Source organism: Cohnella ginsengisoli (assembly GCF_029525555.1).
Taxonomy (GTDB): Bacteria; Bacillota; Bacilli; order Paenibacillales; family Paenibacillaceae; genus Cohnella; species Cohnella ginsengisoli.
In genome coordinates, this window is record NZ_JAPDHZ010000003.1 from 45300 (window position 1) to 62426 (window position 17127).

A 17127-nucleotide genomic window follows, 5' to 3' on the forward strand; every position below is an offset into this window, starting at 1 on the left:
TCTTATCCTTTGCGGTCCCTGCCTATCCTGTTCGGGCGGCGCCGCCGCGGGTCAAAAAAAAGAGCCGCCCTAGTCGGGCCGGCTCTTGTCTTCTTTGTCCAATATCGGGTGCCGAAGCGCGATCTTCGTGCCGAAATCCGGCCCCGTCTCGATGCGCAGGCGGTAGCCGTCGCCGAAGTACAGCTTCAGCCGATTGTTGACGTTGCGCAGGCCGACGCCCTTCGCGCTCTCCGAGCTGCGGCCGCCCGGCGGCTGCTCCATATCGAGCTTCGCGAGCGCTTCGGGCGGGATTCCGCCGCCGTTGTCGATAATATCGATCGCGATATCGCCGCCCTCCCGGCTGGCCGAGATCAGGATTTTCCCGCTCTCGAAGTCGTTGCGGATGCTGTGCTGGATCGCGTTCTCGACCAGCGGCTGGAGCAGCAGCCGCAGGAACGGCAGCTCCTTCAGCCCGTCGTCGACGCCGTACAGGATCCGGATCGGCCGTCCCATCCGCGCCTGCTCGATCTGGACGTAGGCTTTGACCTGCTCCAGCTCCCTGCCGAGCGTCGTGATCTCCTTGCCCTGGTTCAGGCTAAGCCGCAGCAGGTTGCCGAGCGCGGCGACCATTTGCGCGACCTCGCCCGCGCCGTGCTTCTCGGCCTTCCAGCGGATCGACTCGAGCGTATTGTACAAAAAGTGCGGATTGATCTGGTGGCTCAGCACCTGGAACTCCAGCTCTTTTTTGTCGCGCTCCGCGCGCGAGGCCTCGTTGATCAAGCCTTCGATCTTGCGGATGAGGCTGCCGAAGCCCCGGTACAGCCAACCGACCTCGTCCTGCCTGCGGGACGGCGGGATCTGCTGCTGGTAATCGCCCGACTCCAGCTTGCGCATATAACGGACCAGGCGGACGATCGGCTGGGTAAAGGAAGCCGTAATATACAGCACGACGCCGACGCAGCAAAGCAAATAGCCGATCAGAAAATAGACGGTCGCCCGGTTGATCTCGTCGATCGTGCCGGTCAGATCCTTGAGCGGCGTCAGGCTGACGATCGCCCAGGGCTCATTGTCCGTCCGGACGAAGCTCGCCAAATACTTGCTTCCCCCGACTTCGATCGTTTTCTCGCCTTCGCTGTCCTTGCGGAACTGCTCCACGAAGACGGACGAGGGGAACGCCGTGCCGGTCCAGCCGTTTTCGAACGAATCGTACAGCACGACGCCGTCGTCGTCCCGCAGCAGCAAGAGCCGCTGCTCGATCATCTGCCCGCTCGGCGAGAAAAACCGCTTGAATTGGTCCTCGGACACGTCCGTGGCGATAATGCCCCGCGGCGTCTGATCGTACAAGCCCGAGAAACGCTTGACGTAAGATAGGAGCGGACGCTCCATCCTGCCCTTCTCCGGCAGCTTCAGGTACCAGGAAGGACTGACTTGCGCGGCGGATTGTCGGAACCATGGCTGCGCGCCTACGTTCGGTTCGCCGATCGTGCTGAGGTAATCGGCATACCGGCCGGGATCGATGGGATACACGCTGACCCGGAAAGCGTCGACGGCCGAGGTGCGCTGGTACAGCCAGGTCAGCAAATCGACCGTAAACGATTCTTCGCTGGCCGCGTCCCCGCCGGCCGGCTCGAGCAAATCCTGCAGGCGCTTGTCGCCGATCAGGTCGTTGACCTGATCGTTCAGCGCGCTCAGGTAGTTTTGAAAGTTGGTCCGCACCTGCAGCAAGTAGTTGTTGGTCATCGACAGGTTCGCGTTCGAGATGCCTTCGATCGATTTGACGTGCGCGTAATAGGCGAACCATAAAAAAAGGGACGACAATGATCATGAAGAAAATCAATATCATCCGGTTGCGGAGCGACGAGGCGAGCCGCAGCGAGATCCCTTTATTCATCCGCGATGCCCTGCATCCTTCGGTATTCCTTCGGCGTCAGCCCCGTCTGCCTTTTGAACACCTTCGTGAAATGGACGGGATCCTTGTAGCCGACCTGCGCGGATATCTCGTAAATTTTGTATTGCACGTCCGAGAGCATCCGCTTCGCCTTCTCCATGCGAATGTCGGTCAAATATTCGAGAAACGTTTGATGCATTTCCTTTTTGAACAGCTTGCTCAGCCATACCGGCGTCACGTGTACCTCGGCCGCCACGCTCGGCAGCGTAAGGCTCTCCGCGTAGTGCGCGCGGATGAACTTGTCCGCCTCCTGGATGATCTGGCTCGGCGGCGCCGCGTGGCTGCGGAAGTCGACGGCCATGGCGAGCAGGAATTGCTCGGACTGCTCCCGCAGCGACTCCAGCGTGTCGAACTTCTCGAGCCGCTCCCAGACGATTACCGGGTTGCGCTCCCAGGACCGGTCGGTCCAGCCGATCGCGGCCGCCTTTTTGAACAGGCTCAGCAGCCATTCGAAAATCCGCTGCTGCGTATCGCGGATATGGCCCGCGCCCCAGCGCTGCACCATCTCGACGAAGCGGTCCATCGCCGTCCGGATATCCTCGTCCGTGCCGTACCGGACCAGATCAAGCACCTCGTCCGTTTGCGCGATCGAAGGCACGTCCCGCTCCGCTTCGTTTTCCCAGCCGAGACTCGTCAGCACGCGGTTGCCGCCGTAGACGGCTTTTTGCATCAGAATGTCCTCCGCTTCCTGATACAGCGCATGCAGGCGATTCGTATCGCCGCATCCCGAGCTGATCGCGACGCTCACGTTCACCTTCACGAATTGGTTCGCGCGCCGAATCAACAGCTCGGCCAGCTCCTTGCAAGCCTCGAGCCATCCGTTCTCGGGACAGGACAGCACGATCGCCCACCGGTTCTTCCGGTCGGGTACGAGGACGGCGCGATGCGGCATGTCCTCTTCCAGCGTCTGCTTGGCGACGTTGCCGATGCCGAACAGGATCAGCTCCTTCTCCAGCGGCGAGCCGTCCCGCGTCCCGATCGACTTCAGGTCGTCCACTTCGACGAGCAGGAGCGCCAGATGGCCGGCCAGGAGCCAATCGAGCTCCAGCGTTCGCAGCCTGTGAACGATTCGCGTCTCCCGGTACGGATCGTACGGCACCTCGATCAGCTCGCGCACGACCTCGTCGCGCATCTTGGGCAAGGCGGAGGTCAGATCGCTCTGCAGCCGGCTCTGGCGTTCGCGCTCGCTGCGCTCCTTGCGTAGCTGTCCGATCGTCCGGGTGACGATCTCGCCTAATTCCCCGGCGTTGATCGGCTTCAATATATAGTCCATCGCGCCCAACTTCATGGCCGTCCGAACGATGTCAAAATCGTCGTAACCGCTGACGACGATTCCCTTCCATCCTTGGGGACGCTCGGCGGACAGGCGCTCGAGCAGCTCGAGTCCCGACATGCGGTTCATCCGGATATCCGTGACGACGAGGTCGGGCAACCGCGCCCTGGCGATCGCCAGCGCCGTGTCGCCGTCGTCCGCGACCACCGTCTCCTCCACCCCGTAGTCGGCCCAGGGAATTTGCGTTCGAAGTCCTTCCCTAATCTCCAGTTCGTCGTCCACGATGAGCGCCAGCACGAGGGTCTCCCCTTTCCCATGAACCCGCTATAGTAGAATGCGGACATTCGTCAGAAAAGCATACCTTCGGCGCTCGCAAATCGCAATGTGCATATCTTAGCTTTTTAGGGGAAATGCGATATTGATCCGTGCCGTGCCAACGTGAACCGCATGCTTCATTGGTTGCGACCGGAATTTATGGCCAGTACTCCTTCCACTCATTTACAAGGGTACGTATGAGATGAAGCACGTCCCTCTTCATTCCGCGCGAATGGAGACGGGGCTTTTTATTTTGTTGTTTGCTTTAAGGAGGTTTTGACGAGCGATGGCATTTAAACCGGGCGCATGCCGAATTCGTAGAATATCATTTAACACGGCGTACCGTGGAGCGCAGAGGCCGACTTGAACGCGGACACCGTGAAGCCGAGAAACTATTTTGCAAAAACGTATGGTGGCGGCTTCGAGGTGATTTTGAAGGGCTGCATCCTGAGTACGAGGTAATGGATTGGCGGGGATTATCCTATTTCTGCGACTTTGTATGGATTTTTATGACCGTCAAAGGCTTTTTCAATAAAATCTCCCCTTTAAAAGCTGATTTCCTACGTCTATACATCTTTTGTAATCCCATACGCCTCTTCCGGGACCCTCCTGCCGAAAAACATGCGTATTTGCAGGAATACGATGCGGCTTCGCCCAAAGGAGTTTAAAACCTGCAATTAAGCAGGCTTTTTATACAATCCATTATATTTACGAGCAAAAAAAACACCTACCACACTACCATACAAGTATGGTAGGATACTGGTGGAAAGCCCGGAAGGAGTCATGCTCCCATGTATACGTACGGACGCGCACAGGAGCCCTCGGCGCGGGAGACGGTCTACGCGAAGCTGAAGGAACAGATTCTGAATCTGGAGCTGGCGCCCGGCACCGCCCTGTCCGAGAAGGAATCGTCGCTCGTGCTCGGCGTCAGCCGGACGCCGGTTCGCGAGAGCTTCGTGCGTCTCGCCCAGGAGGGCCTCGTGCAGGTGTTGCCGCAGCGGGGGGACGTTCGTCTCGCTCATCGATCCCGCGCTGGTCGAAGAAGCCCGGTTCATGCGCGAGCATCTCGAGCGTGCCGTCGTCAGGCTCGCCTGCGCGCATTTTCCCGACGCGCATCTGCACGCGCTCGAGGACAATCTGGCCCTGCAGCTGAAGAGCATCGAGCGCGAGGACGACCGCAGGCTGTTCGAGCTGGACGAAGCCTACCACCGGATTCTGTTCGACGGCTGCGGGAAGCTGGGTACGTGGCGCGCCATCGGGCAGATGAACGTCCATCTGAACCGCAGCCGGATGCTGCGGCTCGTGGCGGACCGCCATTGGCAGCATCTGTACGAACAACACGAGACGGTCTTTCGGGCCGTCAAGGCCGGCGATGCGGACCGGGCGGAACGCGTCATGCAGGAGCATCTCCTGCTCGGCGTTCGCGATCTGGCGCATCTGATGGAGAAGTACCCGCAATATTTCATATCGGGAGGAGACGGCAAGCCATGAGAATGACGTTCCGCTGGTTCGGCACGGGCAACGACACGATCTCGCTCGAGCAGATCCGGCAGATCCCGGGCGTCGAGGGGATCGTATGGTCGCTGCACGACATGCCCGCCGGAGAAGAATGGCCGATGGAGAAGATTGTTGCTTTACGCGACGAGGCGCACGCAGCCGGACTCAACATCGACGTGGTTGAAAGCGTGAACATCCACGAGGACATCAAGCTTGGGCTTCCGAGCAGGGACGCCTACATCGAGAATTACAAGCGAACCCTGGAGAAACTGGGCCAGGTCGGCGTCAAAGTCGTCTGCTACAACTTCATGCCCGTGTTCGACTGGCTGCGTACCGAGCTGCACAAGGAGATGGAGGACGGGTCCACCGCCCTGTTCTATGAAAAAAGCCGGATCGACAACATCGACCCGTTCGAACTGGTCCGGCAGATCAACGAAAACTCGGAGCTCACGATGCCGGGCTGGGAGCCGGAGCGGCTCGCGCATTTGACCGCTTTGTTCGAAGCTTATACGGGCGTCACCGAAGAGGATCTATGGGAAAACGTGCGCTACTTCCTGGACGAGGTCATCCCCGTCGCTGCCCGTTGCGGCATCAAGATGGCGATCCACCCGGACGATCCGCCGTGGCCGATCTTCGGTCTCCCGCGCATCATGACGAGCCAGGCCAATTTCCGCCGGTTCCTCGCGCTGCACGATAGTCCGTACAACGGCATCACGCTGTGCAGCGGCTCGCTCGGCGCCAATCCGGCCAACGATATCGTGTCCATGATCCACGAGCTCGCGGACCGCATCCCGTTCGCGCATATCCGGAACGTGCGCGTCTACGAAAACGGCGACTTCATCGAGACCTCCCATCGTACGCAGGACGGGACGGTCGACATCGCCGGCATCGTAAAAGCGTATCACGACATCGGCTTCACGGGCTATGCGCGTCCGGACCACGGGCGTCATCTGTGGGGCGAGGTATGCCGTCCGGGCTACGGGCTGTACGACCGCGCGCTCGGCATCATGTACTTGTGGGGGCTGTGGGACGCGGCGGTACGCGCGGCCGCGGACGCCAAGACCAAGGAGGCTGCCGTATGAGCGAGAATCTCCTCCCGATCCACGAATCGCTCGCGGGCAAAGTCGCCGTCATCACCGGCGGCTCCGGCGTTCTGTGCCGCGTGATGGCCAAGGAGCTTGGCCGCCAAGGCGTCAAGGTCGCCGTTCTTAACCGGACGGCCGAAAAGGGCGAGCAGGTCGCGGCGGATATTCGGGCGGCGGGCGGCACGGCGATCGCCGTCGCCTGCGACGCCACGGACGCGGACAGCGTGCGCGAGGCCGAGGCCGTCGTATCGCGAGAGCTGGGACCCTGCGACATCCTGATCAACGGCGCGGGCGGCAATCATCCGAGCGCCAATACGACGGGCGAGATTTTTCGCCCCGAAGACCTCGGGCAAGAAGGCGTGACCACCTTTTTCGACCTGAGCGCCGCCGGCTTCCGCGGCGTGCTCGACCTGAACTTTATGGGAACGCTCATCCCGTCCCAGATTTTCAGCCGATCGATGGCCGAGCGGGGCAGCGGCGTCATCGTCAACGTCTCGTCGATGAGCGCTCCGTCTCCGATGACGAAGGTACCCGCATACAGCGCGGCGAAGGCCGCCATCAACAACTGGACGCAGTGGCTCGCCGTGCATCTCGCGGAATCGGGCATCCGCGTCAATGCGCTGGCGCCGGGCTTTTTCCTGACCGAGCAGAACCGTGCCCTGCTCAAAAACGCGGACGGCTCGCTGACGGAGCGGTCCGGCAAAATCATCGCGCACACGCCAATGCGCAGGTTCGGCCAACCGGAGGATCTGCTCGGCACGCTGCTCTGGCTCGTCGACGACGCGGCTTCCGGCTTCGTGACCGGCGCCTTCATCCCGGTGGACGGCGGCTTCATGGCGTATTCGGGCGTGTGACGGGAGCTTGCGCCTCTTGCATGGAGGGCCGGCGCAGCGCAAGCGTTGTTTCCGGTTGGGACTTCCTCGTCGAGTATAGTTAAGACAAGGCCGAGATTGTTTCTGGTGAGGACTTCTTTCTAGAAGAGACTGTCGCGAGGGTTTCGCTTATTTCCGGTTGGGACTTCCTTGTATAGTTGGGTCGATGCGTAATTAGAATTGATTCTGGTCAGGACTACTTTTGCGTGGAAGTTTACGTGGAAGTTTGGCTCGGCGCAAGCGTTGTTTCCAATTTGAGACTTCTCGAGCTGCAAAAAAAAGCCCAGCGGGATACGGGTCGAAGCGGATCTTTCCGCTTCGGCGCCGCATCTGTCGCTGGGCTTTTTGGATAGTTTACTTCATAGCAAGCAGCTCGCTGGCCGTGACGAACATGTAACCTTCCTTTATCAGCGTCCTTACAAGCGCCCGTACCGCTTCAACGGTCTGGGACCGGTCGCCGTGGCCGTCGTGGAAAACCAAAATGCTGCCCGGCTCCACTACGGCGAGCGAAGCTTCCAGAATGTGATCGGCCCCGGGCATTTCCCAGTCCCGCGCAGCGCCGTTCACGCCGCCCATGACCGCGTAGCCGAGCTCGCGCGCGATGCGTTCGACCTTGGCGTCCGTCGCCAGATAGGGCGGGCGAAATGTCGCGGGCTCAACGCCGACCGTCTCGCGGATCAAGTTGCCGGTGCGGACAAGCTCCGCCCTAACGGCTGCCTCGTCCAACTCGGTCAGATTCGGATGCGTGAACGAATGATTGCCGATCTCATGGCCTTCGGCATGCACGAGTCTCGCCGTATCGGGATCACGCTCGATCTGGTTGCCGTTCATATAAAACGTCGCGCGTCCTCCCTCCTCGCGAAAAATAGCCAGCATCTGCGGGGTAAACTCGGGGTTCGGTCCGTCGTCGAAAGTGATGGCGATCGCCTTGGCGGACGTGCCGTGAATCGAGATCATCTCGGACGAATCGCGAGATCGGGCTTCGGCTTGGCTCATACGGCAACCTCTCCTTATGTACGATATAAATGGGCTTACCTTTTTCATCCATGAATTAGCATAGACGATATTCGCGATTTTTTCACTTTATTTAAGCCGATTGGATTCCCCGTCGAATGCACCCCATATTAAGATTGCCTAAGATTTGATTACAAGGGCCGATAAGCGCCTTAGGGCACTATCCCGGCGGACATGCGCGGCTTCGCGGTGACGGTAAACGCATTAGGGCGCGATCTTGGCAACAACGCGCGGCAATGGGGCGTCGATACGTTCCTACTGGCGCGACCTCGGCGGGAATGTGCAGCCTCCCCTTTATCCGCCGCGCCGCCGGCATGCGATGCGACGGCGGCGCGACGGATGCCTTTTACTCATAGTGATGGCGCCGCAGCGCAAACCTGCCGACGAGCGATACGACCCCGTACAACGCCATGGAAAGCACCGCGAGCAGCGCGATGGCGACCATGACCATGTCCATTTGAAACACTTGGCCTCCGTAGATGATCATGTAGCCGAGCCCGGCTTTCGACGACAAAAACTCGCCCATGATGACGCCGACGAGCGTTAGGCCCACATTGACCTTCAGCGTCGCGATGAGATTCGGGACGCTCGCGGGCAGCAGCACCATCCGGAGCGTCTGCAGCTTGGTCGCGCCGAACGACTCCATCAGCTTCAGCTTCGACTGGCCGATCTCCTTGAAGCCTGACTCGAGCATCAGGATCGTGACGATGACCGAGATGGCTATCGCCATGCCGTACACCGAATAGCAGTCGCCGAGCCAGATGTAGAAGATCGGTCCTAGCGCTACCTTGGGCAGCGCGTTCAGCACGACCATATACGGCTCGAGTACTTTGGACGCGTACGCGGACCACCAGAGCGCGACCGCGATCGCCGTGCCGAGCGCCATCGACAGCGCCAGGCCGATGATTGTCTCCGTCGTCGTGACCCAGGCGTGATGCCACAGCCGTCCTTCGAGCGCCAGGCTTCTGAAGGCCGTTACCAGATGCGACGGACGGCTCGTCAGCATGGCGTCGACCCATTTGCGGTCCGCGGCCAGCTCCCATACGCCGAGGAACGCCGCGAGCAGCGCGAATCTGGCGAGCCAGACGGCCATGCGCAAGAGCCGCTGCGCGCGCAAGTACTTCCTGTACTGCGGCGAAGCCGGACCGGCGGAGGCGACGGATTGAGGGTCCTTCGCGTCCGTCAATTCCTTATGCCTGTTCGACGACATGACTGTCCAGCTCCTTCCATATCGCGTTAAAATACGAATGGTAACGGCCCGCTTCCCGCTTTTTCCAGGGAGACAGTCCCTCGCCTTCGTCGAAACGGATGTCGTGGACGCTGGCGATCGTGCCCGGCCGCTTCGATAGGACCATCACGCGGTCGGCCATGCCGATCGCCTCGGAGATGTCGTGCGTCACGAGCACAGCCGTCTTGCCTTGATCCTTGATGATATGAAAAACCTCGTCGGCCAGCGTCAACCGCGTCTGGTAGTCGAGCGCGGAAAAGGGCTCGTCGAGCAGCAAAATGTCCGGCTCCGTCACAAGCGTCCGGATGAGCGCCACCCGCTGCCGCATGCCGCCCGACAGCTGGGCCGGGTTGTGCCCGGCGAACCCGCCGAGACCGTAACGTTCGAGCAGCTCGAGCGCTTTGCGCTTCGCCTTCTTCATGTCCATGCGCCGGATCTCCGCGCCGACGAGCAGATTGCTCAGCAGATCCCGCCACTCGAACAGGTGGTCGTGCTGAAGCATGTAGCCCACCTTGGGGGGAGGCGCCGCGCACCTCCGCCCCGTCGATCAGCACCTTGCCCTTCGTCGGCTTTTGCATGCCCGAGACGAGGGAGAGCAAGGTGCTTTTCCCGCAGCCGCTCGGTCCGACGACGCTGATGAATTCCCCGCGTTCGATCGACGCACGAATGTCGCTCAGCGCCTCGGTTTCCTGCTTCAGCGTGAAATAACTGAGCCCAACGCCCTCCAGCTCGATTTGCGCCATCGGTTCATCCCGCCTTCCCGATCCGCTGGACGAAGGACATATCGACGATCTCGTTCATATCGGCGACCTTATCCTCGGCCTTCAACACGCCGTTGTCGATCAGCACGGTCTGCAGCTTGTCGAACGCTTCGGCGGTCAGCACCGGCGTTGCCGGCCACGTGTCTTGTTGCTGGTAGCGGCGAACCGATTCGACGATCCGTTCCTTCGGCGTCCCCCTCGAAATACGGCGAAAGCGCCGTCGCGATCTCGTCGTCGGACGCGCTCGCAAGCCAGGCGGTCGCCTTGGCGACGGCGTTCACGAAGCCTTGGATGATCTGCGGATTTTTATCGATATAGTCCGAGGTCGCGACGAACGACGTCTCCGGGAAATCGCCGAACGTCTCGCCAAGCGAGGCGACGTAGTAGGCCTTTCCTTCCGCGATAAGCGTGGAAGCGACCGGCTCGAACAATTGGATATAATCGCCCTGCCCGCTCGCGAACGCGCCTGCCATCGCCGGCGCGGCGATGTTCGTGACGACGTTCGCCCCTTCCGCGCCCTGGGCTTTGAGCGTCGAGGCCATCACCATCTGCGGCGCGCTGCCGGGACGCCAGCCGACGATTTTCTTGCCTGCGAGCGCGTGCCAGTCGAAGGCGTCGGCCTTGTCGCGGGACAGCAGGAACGAGCCGTCCTTCATCGTCAGCTGGTGGAAAATCTTAAGCTTCTTGTCGCCCTGCTGGTTGTAAATATAGATGGCGGTCTCCGGTCCGACGAGCGAGATGTCCGCCGTTCCCGCGATTAGCGCGGCCGCGCCCTTGTCTGAGCCCTGGGCCGTGTTCATGTCCAGCTTCAGGCCCTCTTCCTCGAAGTAGCCTCTGGAGATCGCGGCATAATACGGCGCGTAGAAGATCGAGCGGATGACCTCGGAAAATTTGATCGTCACGATCTCCTTCGGCGCGACGGACGCGCTCGGGCTCGGTTCGGCGGCGGACGTCGAGGGGGATGCGGACTCGGCGGGCTTGGCGCTCGGGCTCGCGGGCTTTTCGTTCGCGCCGCCGCACGACGACGCGAACGCCAGCAGCAGCGCGGCGAGCAGCAGCAAGACGGGTCTTTTTTGGCTTGAACATGTTGTTAGCCTCCCTTTGATTTTGGAACGAGACGGGAATAGCGCAACTTTGCGCTATTCCATGGGCAGCGTGGCGGCGATGGAGCGAGCGTTAGTCGCTCGCTGGCGGAATAGCGCAACTTTGCGCTATTCCATGGGCAACGTGGCGGCGATGGAGCGAGCGTTAGTCGCTCGCTGGCGGAATAGCGCAACTTTGCGCTATTCCATGGGCAGCGTGGCAGCGGCGGAGCGAGCGTTGGTCGCTCGCGGGCGGGAATAGCGCAACTTTGCGCTATTCCATGGGCAGCATGGCAGCGATGGAGCGAGCGTTGGTCGCTCGCGGGCGGAATAGCGCAACTTTGCGCTATTCCATGGGCAGCATGGCAGCGATGGAGCGAGCGTTAGTCGCTCGCAGGCGGAATAGCGCAACTTTGCGCTATTCCATGGGCAGCGTGGCAGCGATGGAGCAAGCGTTGGTCACTCGCGGGCGGAATAGCGCAACTTTGCGCTATTCCATGGGCAACGTGGCAGCGATGGAGCGAGCGTTGGTCACTCGCGGGCGGGGATAGCGCAACTTTGCGCTATTCCATGGGCAGCATGGCAGCGGCGGAGCGAGCGTTGGTCGCTCGCGGGCGGGAATAGCGCATTTTTGCGCTATTCCATGGGCAGCGTGGCAGCGGCGGAGCGAGCGTTGGTCGCTCGCGGGCGGGAATAGCGCAACTTTGCGCTATTCCATGGGCAGCGTGGCGGCGATGGAGTGAGCGTTAGTCGCTCGCTGGCGGAATAGCGCAACTTTGCGCTATTCCATGGGCAGCGTGGCAGCGGCGGAGCGAGTGTTGGTCGCTCGCGGGCGGGAATAGCGCATTTTTGCGCTATTCCATGGGCAGTGTGGCAGCGGCGAAGCGAGCGTTGGTCGCTCGCGGGCGGAATAGCGCAACTTTGCGCTATTCCATGGGCAACGTGGCAGCGATGGAGCGAGCGTTGGTCTCTCGCGGGCGGAATAGCGCAACTTTGCGCTATTCCATGGGCAGCGTGGCAGCGGCGAAGCGAGCGTTGGTCGCTCGCGGGCGGAATAGCGCAACTTTGCGCTATTCCATGGGCAGCATGGCAGCGGCGAAGCGAGCGTTGGTCGCTCGCGGGCGGAATAGCGCATTTTTGCGCTATTCGTATGTTGGGCGAGCAGCCTCCTCTTCAGGCGCTGCGAGCTTTGGTCAAGCTCCGTGCGCATCATCGCACAGCCCGGATCCGTGATGGAAATGTATTATATGCTAGGCGGGCTTTTCCCGCGCCCCGTCCAAGCCCGCGGGACCCGCCGATAGGCGATCGCAGCGCGAATGGGACGCGAAACGCATAAAAAAACGCCGATCAAGCGCATATAGAGACCATCGTTCGATGGTCGCCATATACCCTGATCGGCATTTAGATCGGCATTTAGATCGGCATTTAGTTCGGCGCGTATCCCGGTCCGCCCTCCAAGCCCATTCGAATCGCTTTCTGTACGCCTTCCCAGTGCGCCTTCATCTCCTCGCGCGCGGCCGGACCGGACAGCTTCTCCTGATGGATGCTGATCGTGGTTCCTTGCTTGGCCGGGAGCAGCCTGATCTGCAGCGTCGACGGCGCTTCCCAATCGCTTTTCATCCATTGCAGCCGCATGTGGGACAAGGGCTTGACGATCGTGAATCTTCCCGAGTCTCCTTCCCGCGTCGCGAAGCTCTCCCCCTCGCGAACGACGGCGCTTTCGGCTTCGCCGAGCCAGGCTCGCAGGCCCTCCTTGCCGGTCAAAAATCGCCAGGCTGCCTCCACCGTGGCCGGTACCGTCCTGCGTACGCCGATCTGATAGCCGGCATCCTTCGTCCTACCGACCGCGCTCCCCGCTTCGCGTCCCGAGGTCTTATTCATATTCCCGTCGCTCCTCCACTCGTCATGTTGCGGCGCTAACGCCCGCTCGAACAAGTCCGCGCTCGATTCGATGACGTCCTCCATGGACGCTTCGGACAGCGGAGCTCCCCCGTACAAGCGAGAGACGAACGCGCCGAAATGCATCCACATAAACGTCATCGCCCGCATTTGCGTATCCGTTACGACAATCTTGCCTTTCAGCCGCATTTCGTTCAAGTAGTCCGTCAGCAGCTCGAGCATCTTTTTCGGATGCCGCTGCGCCTTCTCCCGCACTCCGGCGAGGGCATCGTCCTTCAGCACGATCAAGTACAGTTTACGGTTGCGCGCCATGATCTCATGATAAACCTGGCCGATCGACCTCAGATCCGCGCCCAGGTCCCAGACGATTTTCTCCTCGAACGCGTTCGTCATCTCCTCGGCATAATGATACCGCTCCACCGCCTGCTCGAGCAGCGTCAGCTTCGTCCCGAAACGCCGGAACAACGTCATCTCGCTGACGCCGGCAGCGGCCGCGATTTCTTTGGTCGATACCCCCTTGAAGCCCCTGTCGGCCATCAGGTCGATGGCTGCCTGCATGAGTTTTTCTCTGCTGTCGGTCCGGTCGTGCGCGATAAGCTTGTCCACCCTCTCCTGATAGTTAGTGATCACTAACATTTTCTGCTTATAAATTACCGCTTTTTTTGCTCGCTTGGCAAGCCTGCAGTTTCAATTAAAAGGAAAAAAAGCACGCTCCCGCGAACGTGCTTTACCTTGAAACGCAAATTTTGAGATCATGCCGGCGCGAATCGGGCCGTCATTTTGCCGGAGGCGGTTTTCACGCGACGGGATCGAAACGACGAGCCTAAGTACTCGAACGACACGTTCGGATAGCTGCCTTTGCGCGTTCCGTCCTTGCAGTACGCGATTTTCGTTTTATCGGGATGAGCGATCAGCCCGTGCGCCTTCAACCGACGGCGGATCTGCTTTAACAACGCCTTGGCTTCCGCTTCGCTTCTGCAATGGCAGACGATATCGTCGGTGTACCGTTCGAACGGCACATGGGGATGATTCTTTTTGCATCCATGCATCGAAAATGCCGTGCAAATAAAAGTTGCCGAGCAAAAAATTTAATTTGTTGCCCTGCGCGAGTCCTTTCTTCTTTTTGGATCAAGGTCCCGGATTTCGTTTGTTCTGGCGCTTTGATCGTGCGCTGCGTGTACAGCAGCACCCACTTGTTCCGGATATGCCGCTTGAGCATATTCATCAGCAGCCGATGATCCACGCTGTCCCCGAAGTTCTGGATGTCCAATACGACAGTCCAGTCGTATCGCAGGCAACGCTTGCCGGCGACCCGGATGGCTTCGTCGCGCGCCTGCACCTTTTGCTTGTGGCCGTATGAGTTCGGATGGAACAGACCGTCCAGCCGCGGGTACAATTCGTTCTTCAGCATCGTTTGTACGATAAAATCCTTGACCGTGGGAATGCCGATCGCTCGCAATCCGCCTTTGCGCTTCGGGATGAACACTCTTCGGACCGGAGAAGGCCGGTACGTCCCGGAGGTCAATTGATCGCGTTGTTCGCGCAAATGCTTCGTTAAATTCCGCTGGTAGTCGCCGATCGTTTGACCGTCTACGCCGACGACCTTGGCTTTCTTGGATTGCTTGAACGCTTCTCGAATCAATCGGGGCGATATTTGATACCCTACGGCGCGTTTCACGCGAACCCCCCCTTTGGATGGATGCGATCGAATCCTTACTGTATATGTCGTCGCGTCTAATTTGACTGTGCGGTATCCCATCGGCGCGGTTACCGGATATACAGGGTTGACGGGGAAAATTCACCTGACAAAGTGCAGGCGATCGGACCTTCAAACGGGTTCTGGCCTATCGCCATTCTAAAAAAATCGACGCGAGAGCCGCTAATCCCGGCACTCGCGTCGATGCTTTTTTTGCTATATTACGCGAAAACGCGAATCTCCACCAGCTCCGCGCAGGCCGCGCCGTTCGTGCGTTCGACGACGACGCGCACCGCTTCCGCCGTCATCGACGCCGGCAGTTGAATGCGGTTGGCGCGGCGCCGGTTCCCGGACACGGCCGCGACGACCGTCCATTCGCCTTCGGTCCGCGCTTCGACGCGGTATGCCTCCGCCAGCTCGGGGATCACCTCGAACGGCGTGCGGTGGTGATGCAGGTTGATCAGGTCCTCGTTTACGTCGTCGTTCCAGGTGAGGCTCACCTCGCGTATGGCGACCGGCTGCTCCCACGCGAGCGCGAGCCAGGCTTCGCCGCCGTCCAGCGGCTCGGACGCCCAGAGGTTCGGACCGCCGTACGGCCGCTTGTAGCCCCCGACGGCCAGGCCTGGCGCGTAAGCGGCCGTATCGCCGAGCACGCGGAAGCAGAACGGACGCCTGACGAGCTTTTTCATGCTCCACGCGACGACGGGCTGCGTCTCGTCGTGGTCCTCGAGCGTCGACGCCGCGTTCGGGGTCGCGCCATGCTCGAACGCAAGCACGCCCGTGAACGGCTCGGCGGCTTGATGCAGCCGGACCGCCGCGTTGCGCCGCACGATAACGAAAGCGTTCTGCGGCCGCGACGGTGTCCACGGCAGCTCGAACGCCGCCCACTGCAGCCCCCCCTTGCGGCACGGCAGCGCGAGACGTCCCGATCAGCCCCGCCGGCACGTAGTTTTCCGCCCGGCCGGTATCCCACAGCTCGACCGTCATCTCCGTATCCGCTTCCGCCGACACGAGCAGCTCAAGCCCCTGCATCGACGGATTCACCGGAAACAGGATGCCCGCATCGCGTACGAGCGGATAGACGGTCGCGGCCTCTTCGACCGCGATCCGCTTCCGCGACGACGAAGCGCCGGCAGCGGCCTGCGGCGCCAGATCGTCCGGATCGGCGCAGGCGAGTCCCACGATCGCCGCGTCCTGACGCAGCAGCGTCTGCTGAAGCGCCTCGAGATGCGACGCATAGATGTCGCGCGGTGTCGCGCCCTTCTCCGCGCACAGCGCCGCCGCGGTTCCCGCCGCTTCGCCCATGACCGCGCAGGTCGCCATGACCCGCGTCGTACCGAACGCCACGTGCGAGGCGCTGACATTGCGGCCCGCGAACAGCAGATTACGCACGTTGACCGAGTATAACGAGCGGTACGGAATGTGATAGACGCCATCCGCGTGCATATGCTTGGAGCCGCTCTCCTCGGCGTACATCCCTTGCGGCGGATGCAGGTCGATCGACCAGCCCCCGAAGCCGATCCGGTCGGCGAACGGCTCCTGCGCGATAATGTCGTTCTGGTTCAGCACATAATCGCCGACGAAGCGTCTGTATTCCCTTTTCCCCGGCATCGATCCGACCCACTCGAGCGTCATCGTCTCCGCGTCGAACTGCCCCGAGTTTTTAATATAATCCCAGATGCCGTAAATGACAGACCACAGCTCGTCGCGAATCCGCTCGTTGTCATGGACCGTATCCAGCTCGCCGCCCCATTCGATCCACCAATAATGGCAGCCCGAGTCGCCGCTCTTGATCACCCGCCGAATCGGGATCGGCGTCTGCGCGATGTCCTTGGCGAAGCTCGGCGGCACGAACCGGACCGGTCGGCCCGCGTCCTTCGTGTAGAAGAGGAGCGTGCTGCCCAGCGTGATGTCGTCCGCAACCTCAGGCGCCCACTCTTCATTAAACTCGCTTCGCGCCTCCCGGCCGATCCGGTACCGCGCGCCCGCCAGGAACCCGATCAGCCCGTCCCCCGTGCAGTCGAGGTAAATCGGACTCTCGAACCGTATCTTCCGCTCCGAGCCCATCATCCAGCCGGTGACCGAGCGGATGATCCGCTCCCCCCTCGTCGCCGTCCGCTTCCACCTCGTGCACGTCGGTATTCAGCAGCAGCGTGATATTCTCCTCCGCCCGCACCGCCTCCAGCAGCACCAGGTCCCACAGATAGGGGTTCCCCTCCGGGTTGCGATACTGGTTCTCGACGAACAGTTCGCCCATGATGCCCGTCTCCCGGGCGTACCGGTTTGTGCCGTGCGCGGTCGCGCCGCACACCCACACGCGCACCTCGCTGCTCGAATTGCCGCCGAGCACGGGCCGGTTGTGCACGAGCGCGACTTTGCGCCCAAGCCTCGCCGCCGCGATGGCGGCGCAGATCCCCGACAGCCCCCCCGCCGACGACCGTAATATCGCTCATTATCGTTTCCATGCGCATATCGCCG

Annotated in this window: 11 protein-coding genes and 4 pseudogenes; 4 read left to right on the top strand and 11 right to left on the bottom strand. The window is 61.0% G+C overall.

The features are described from left to right. Positions 1 to 69: 69 nt before the first annotated feature. On the bottom strand, positions 70 to 1797 hold the full coding sequence (locus OMP38_RS11320) for a cache domain-containing sensor histidine kinase (RefSeq protein ID WP_277565276.1): 1728 nt from the start codon (positions 1795 to 1797) through the stop codon (positions 70 to 72). Positions 1798 to 1862: 65 nt separating this feature from the next. Beyond that, a complete protein-coding gene (locus OMP38_RS11325) occupies positions 1863 to 3497 on the bottom strand; it encodes a response regulator (protein WP_277565277.1) in 1635 nt (544 codons plus the stop codon). An 809-nt stretch (positions 3498 to 4306) separates the two neighbouring features. On the opposite strand from OMP38_RS11325, the pseudogene OMP38_RS35770 reads away from it, so the two are divergent. The 4 genes and pseudogenes from OMP38_RS35770 to OMP38_RS11340 form a co-directional block, all read left to right on the top strand. Then, positions 4307 to 4459: pseudogene (locus OMP38_RS35770) on the top strand (GntR family transcriptional regulator); the annotation flags it as partial. A 109-nt stretch (positions 4460 to 4568) separates the two neighbouring features. Next, positions 4569 to 4865: pseudogene (locus OMP38_RS35775) on the top strand (FCD domain-containing protein); the annotation flags it as partial. A 137-nt stretch (positions 4866 to 5002) separates the two neighbouring features. Beyond that, the gene (gene uxuA / locus OMP38_RS11335; protein ID WP_277565278.1) at positions 5003 to 6094 is read left to right on the top strand and encodes a mannonate dehydratase; all 1092 of its coding nucleotides are present in this window, start codon (positions 5003 to 5005) and stop codon (positions 6092 to 6094) included. Further along, positions 6091 to 6951: an SDR family oxidoreductase gene (locus OMP38_RS11340; RefSeq protein WP_277565279.1), complete on the top strand. Its 861-nt coding sequence runs from the start codon at positions 6091 to 6093 to the stop codon at positions 6949 to 6951. The genes uxuA and OMP38_RS11340 overlap by 4 nt, the downstream gene beginning before the upstream one ends. Positions 6952 to 7323: 372 nt before the next feature. Here OMP38_RS11340 and OMP38_RS11345 read toward each other — a convergent pair whose 3' ends face one another. The 9 genes and pseudogenes from OMP38_RS11345 to OMP38_RS11390 form a co-directional block, all read right to left on the bottom strand. Next, a complete protein-coding gene (locus OMP38_RS11345; protein ID WP_277565280.1) occupies positions 7324 to 7965 on the bottom strand; it encodes a polysaccharide deacetylase family protein in 642 nt (213 codons plus the stop codon). A gap of 364 nt (positions 7966 to 8329) precedes the next feature. Beyond that, entirely contained in the window at positions 8330 to 9193 is an 864-nt protein-coding gene (locus tag OMP38_RS11350) for an ABC transporter permease (protein WP_277565281.1), read from the bottom strand. After that, positions 9174 to 9954 (bottom strand): annotated as a pseudogene (locus OMP38_RS11355) (ABC transporter ATP-binding protein). The gene OMP38_RS11350 and the pseudogene OMP38_RS11355 overlap by 20 nt, the downstream one beginning before the upstream one ends. A 68-nt stretch (positions 9955 to 10022) precedes the next feature. Beyond that, positions 10023 to 11033, bottom strand: coding sequence for an ABC transporter substrate-binding protein (locus OMP38_RS11360; protein ID WP_277565282.1), 1011 nt, complete (start codon positions 11031 to 11033; stop codon positions 10023 to 10025). Between the two features lie 1446 nt (positions 11034 to 12479). Continuing rightward, a complete protein-coding gene (locus OMP38_RS34635) occupies positions 12480 to 13559 on the bottom strand; it encodes a TetR family transcriptional regulator (RefSeq protein ID WP_338130503.1) in 1080 nt (359 codons plus the stop codon). Positions 13560 to 13705: 146 nt separating this feature from the next. Then, positions 13706 to 14002 (bottom strand): reverse transcriptase domain-containing protein, encoded by a 297-nt coding sequence (locus tag OMP38_RS11375; RefSeq protein ID WP_277565283.1) that lies wholly within the window; start codon positions 14000 to 14002, stop codon positions 13706 to 13708. Then, entirely contained in the window at positions 13900 to 14631 is a 732-nt protein-coding gene (locus OMP38_RS11380) for a reverse transcriptase family protein (protein ID WP_277565284.1), read from the bottom strand. The genes OMP38_RS11375 and OMP38_RS11380 overlap by 103 nt, the downstream gene beginning before the upstream one ends. Before the next feature lie 234 nt (positions 14632 to 14865). Then, positions 14866 to 16719, bottom strand: coding sequence for an FAD-dependent oxidoreductase (locus OMP38_RS11385; RefSeq protein ID WP_277565285.1), 1854 nt, complete (start codon positions 16717 to 16719; stop codon positions 14866 to 14868). A 97-nt stretch (positions 16720 to 16816) separates the two neighbouring features. Next, positions 16817 to 17095: pseudogene (locus tag OMP38_RS11390) on the bottom strand (FAD-dependent oxidoreductase); the annotation flags it as partial. Positions 17096 to 17127 lie beyond the last annotated feature (32 nt).

Bases quoted from the DNA above. Each gene is read 5' to 3' on its own strand.
- uxuA (WP_277565278.1), top strand. From the start codon at position 5,003: ATGAGAATGACGTTCCGCTGGTTCGGCACGGGCAACGACACGATCTCG.
- OMP38_RS11340 (WP_277565279.1), top strand. From the start codon at position 6,091: ATGAGCGAGAATCTCCTCCCGATCCACGAATCGCTCGCGGGCAAAGTC.
- OMP38_RS11345 (WP_277565280.1), bottom strand. From the start codon at position 7,965: ATGAGCCAAGCCGAAGCCCGATCTCGCGATTCGTCCGAGATGATCTCG.
- OMP38_RS11350 (WP_277565281.1), bottom strand. From the start codon at position 9,193: ATGTCGTCGAACAGGCATAAGGAATTGACGGACGCGAAGGACCCTCAA.
- OMP38_RS11375 (WP_277565283.1), bottom strand. From the start codon at position 14,002: ATGCATGGATGCAAAAAGAATCATCCCCATGTGCCGTTCGAACGGTAC.
- OMP38_RS11385 (WP_277565285.1), bottom strand. From the start codon at position 16,719: ATGATGGGCTCGGAGCGGAAGATACGGTTCGAGAGTCCGATTTACCTC.